A 3,726-nucleotide genomic window follows, 5' to 3' on the forward strand; every position below is an offset into this window, starting at 1 on the left:
TTAGCTGAATTAACAAATATCGGTACGCTATTCGCTTTCTCTGCTGTTTCTCTTGGTGTTCTAGTATTAAGAAAAACACGTCCAGACTTAAAGCGTGGATTCAAAACTCCTTGGGTACCTGTAGTACCAGTATTAGCTGTTGTATTCTGTGTATATTTAATGCTACAACTTTCATCATTTACTTGGAAAGGTTTCGTAGTTTGGTTAGTAATNNGTAATCGGTTTAGTAATTTATATCACATACGGATATAAAAATTCTAAACTAAACGGTAAAAATAAGTTTGATAAGGATTCAAATCAAACTGCATAAGTAATGAAATGCCACTATAGTAACCTATAGTGGCATTTTTTTGTCTGTTACATATTTTCCACAACATACTAGAATAATTATAGATATGCACAGCAACAAACTTTACAAAAACAGATTTGCTTTATGATATGATACGACTTAAGAAATTTTATTTTCGAATGAACAGGAGCTGTTAAAATGTTCCCATTAAAAAATTATTATGAATCATTTATTAAAAAAGATCTTATTGGCGTGAAAAGAGATATTGCATTAAAACGACTAAGTAATTTACTAGCTTGTCAAAAGATTAGTAAAGATACGAAAGAAGTTGTACATATTCGTTATTTTACTTGTACCGAAACACTTCAGCCTACTGACACTTATTTAGGTACAATTGCAGTGAAGTTTCAAAATGGTTATGTAATTGAAACAGCAATTTCACTTCCTAAGGAAAAATAATTCATTTATAAAAACTTACGTCTAGGTATAAGCCTAATTACATTATAGACTAGTTTCATAGTTGGCAAAAAAACATACGATACATTATCCACCTCTCCTAATTGTAATTTTCAATTAGTTACATGACCCTAAGGGAGTTTCCCTTAAATATTATCATATGAAGGAGGTCACATGTATGAGTACTGGACATCACGGACACCATCTTAACGGTTTTGCTTTAATCGTTGTTCTATTTATCTTATTAATCATTGTTGGAGCAGCTTGCTGGTCTGGATATGACGGATATGGATATGGACACCACTGGTAATCATTAAAAACTATAAAACTCCTGTTAAATTTTAACAGGAGTTTTTTTTTATTTATAAAAGCTTGTACTTTATTATGAATACTCAAGTATACCTCTGTTAATAATATGTTAGGTTTCAATTATTAATGTAGAGGAGGATATGTATGAATAAACAACGCGCTCAAGAAATTGCTTCTTCACCTGAAATGGCTAATGTCACATACAATGGTATGCCAATTTACATTCAACATGTTGATGAAACAAATGAAACTGCTAGAATCTATCCGCTAGGTCAACCAGATCGAGAGGAAGAAGTTTCAATCAATAGTTTGTCAGAACATTAATTCTTAAGTAAAAAAACAAACCTCTTTGTTTTGAGGTTTGTTTTTTTGTTTCTCATTTACCAAGACAAACTTTCAATTAAACTGCATTTAAGGCATTCTTGTATCGTATCTTTTTTCTGGAAATCATGTACGCAATTTTTTTGAATTGTGCTCAATTCAATTTTCAACTGACTCATATTTCTTTCCAAATTCTTTATTTCTTTTATGATTTCTTTTACCCTATTCATATAAGGCTCACACCCTTATTGATAGATTTCTCCGCCTTGTTTTCTAAATTCAAGTGCTTTTTCTTTCATGCCTTCTTCGATGATTGAATCATTCTGAAGTTCTTCTTGTTTTACTAAATCTCGAATATCATGTGAGATTCTCATACTACAGAATTTTGGACCACACATTGAACAAAAATGTGCTGTTTTAGCTCCTTCAGCAGGTAATGTTTCGTCGTGATATTCAATTGCTCTTTCAGGATCAAGGGAAAGATTAAACTGATCACGCCATCTAAATTCAAATCTTGCTTTTGAAAGTGCATCATCTCTTTTTTGTGCACCAGGGTGTCCTTTTGCTAAGTCAGCTGCATGCGCTGCTATTTTGTATGTAATAACACCTACTCTTACATCTTCTTTATTTGGAAGACCTAAATGCTCTTTCGGAGTTACATAACAAAGCATTGCAGTACCAAACCAACCAATCATTGCTGCACCAATTGCTGACGTAATATGATCGTAGCCAGGCGCAATATCAGTCGTTAGCGGTCCTAATGTATAAAATGGCGCTTCCTGACAAATTTCTAATTGTTTATCCATATTCTCTTTAATTAAGTGCATTGGTACATGCCCTGGTCCTTCAATCATAACTTGAACATCGTGTTTCCATGCAATCTTCGTTAACTCACCAAGTGTTTCTAACTCAGAAAATTGTGCTTCGTCATTTGCATCGGCAATTGAGCCTGGTCTCAGTCCATCTCCTAAAGAGAACGTTACGTCATAACGCTTCATAATTTCACAAATTTCTTCAAAATGAGTATATAAAAAATTCTCTTTATGGTGAGCTAAACACCACTGAGCCAAAATAGACCCACCACGAGATACAATTCCTGTCACTCGTTTTGCAGTTAATGGGATATAGCGTAATAAGACACCCGCGTGAATTGTAAAATAGTCTACCCCTTGTTCAGCTTGCTCGATTAGAGTATCGCGAAACACTTCCCAAGTTAAATCTTCAGCAATTCCATTAACCTTTTCAAGCGCCTGATAAATCGGAACTGTCCCTACTGGTACTGGTGAGTTTCGGATAATCCATTCACGTGTTGTATGAATATTCTTCCCTGTTGAAAGATCCATCATCGTATCTGCTCCCCAACGAGTAGCCCATGTCATTTTTTCTACTTCTTCTTCAATTGAGGACGTGACGGCTGAATTACCTATATTGGCGTTTATTTTCACATGAAAATTACGTCCGATGATCATTGGCTCACTTTCAGGGTGATTAATATTCGATGGAATGACAGCTCTCCCTTTTGCAACTTCATCACGAACAAATTCAGCTGAAACATTCTCTCGAATCGCAATAAATTCCATTTCAGGTGTAATAATCCCTTTACGAGCATAATGCATTTGAGTAATATTTCCATGATCCTTTGCACGTAACGGTTTTCTTTTTAACCCTTTAAATACCTCAACATTATGTTGATCTGACTCTTTTCTATATCCATTATCTTCAGGCTTTATTTCACGCCCTTCATATTCTTCAACATCATTTCGTTCGATTACCCAGTTTTGTCTAATCGCCTTAAGTCCCATTCGGATATCAACTGAGCTAGCTGAATCTGTGTAAGGTCCGCTAGTGTCGTAAACTCTAACTGGAGCATTTTCTTCTTCGCCAAAAGTGCCAGTTGTTGGACTTAATTGAATCTCGCGCATTGGCACCTTAATGTCAGGTCTAGATCCTTCAACATACACCTTCTTACTTCCTGAAAAACTAGACATGATGGAAAAATTCATTTCATTTACAGAATTGTTCATTTGATTTCATTCCCCTTTTTAATTAGTTTAAAAAGGACGAAATCCAATTCATTTAAAGCATGAAAAAGCCGGAATCTTATTTTTAAGACCCGGCTAGTGTTAGCAAAATTACATTAATAATTATGAAATCATTAATGAAAAATTTCTAACTTCCCCACGCTGGTATGAACCAGATCAGGTCCTGAGGGTTAAGAAACTTAATAGCGTTTCTCTCTCAGCCCAACTAATTGGACACCCCTAGTCAATCGATTAAATTGTTCAAACTAAATATAAACCCACAAATTTAAAATGTAAATGTTTTTATGTCCCTAAATTTTTACAGAATTT

General features: G+C 34.5%; 4 protein-coding genes, 1 pseudogene and 1 riboswitch. Of the genes and pseudogenes, 4 read left to right on the plus strand and 1 reads right to left on the minus strand.

Annotated features, from left to right (window positions below; genetic code table 11):
* From CN514_RS22685 to CN514_RS22700, 4 genes and pseudogenes are all read left to right on the plus strand, one after another.
* Positions 1 to 310 (plus strand): annotated as a pseudogene (locus CN514_RS22685) (amino acid permease C-terminal domain-containing protein); the annotation flags it as partial.
* A gap of 177 nt (positions 311 to 487) precedes the next feature.
* On the plus strand, positions 488 to 748 hold the full coding sequence (locus CN514_RS22690; RefSeq protein WP_098234513.1) for a hypothetical protein: 261 nt from the start codon (positions 488 to 490) through the stop codon (positions 746 to 748).
* 175 nt (positions 749 to 923) lie between these two features.
* Positions 924 to 1,055 (plus strand): YjcZ family sporulation protein, encoded by a 132-nt coding sequence (locus CN514_RS22695; protein WP_088014171.1) that lies wholly within the window; start codon positions 924 to 926, stop codon positions 1,053 to 1,055.
* A gap of 143 nt (positions 1,056 to 1,198) precedes the next feature.
* The gene (locus CN514_RS22700) at positions 1,199 to 1,378 is read left to right on the plus strand and encodes a small acid-soluble spore protein H (RefSeq protein WP_098234514.1); all 180 of its coding nucleotides are present in this window, start codon (positions 1,199 to 1,201) and stop codon (positions 1,376 to 1,378) included.
* 242 nt (positions 1,379 to 1,620) lie between these two features.
* On the opposite strand, the gene thiC is transcribed toward CN514_RS22700, so the two are convergent.
* Complete coding sequence (thiC, locus tag CN514_RS22705) at positions 1,621 to 3,399, minus strand: phosphomethylpyrimidine synthase ThiC (RefSeq protein WP_098234515.1); 1,779 nt, start codon at positions 3,397 to 3,399, stop codon at positions 1,621 to 1,623.
* 134 nt (positions 3,400 to 3,533) lie between these two features.
* A riboswitch (TPP riboswitch) is annotated at positions 3,534 to 3,648 on the minus strand.
* Between the last annotated feature and the right edge of the window lie 78 nt (positions 3,649 to 3,726).

The sequence above is a fragment of the Bacillus sp. AFS001701 genome, assembly GCF_002559405.1.
In the GTDB taxonomy this organism is placed as follows: domain Bacteria; phylum Bacillota; class Bacilli; order Bacillales; family Bacillaceae_G; genus Gottfriedia.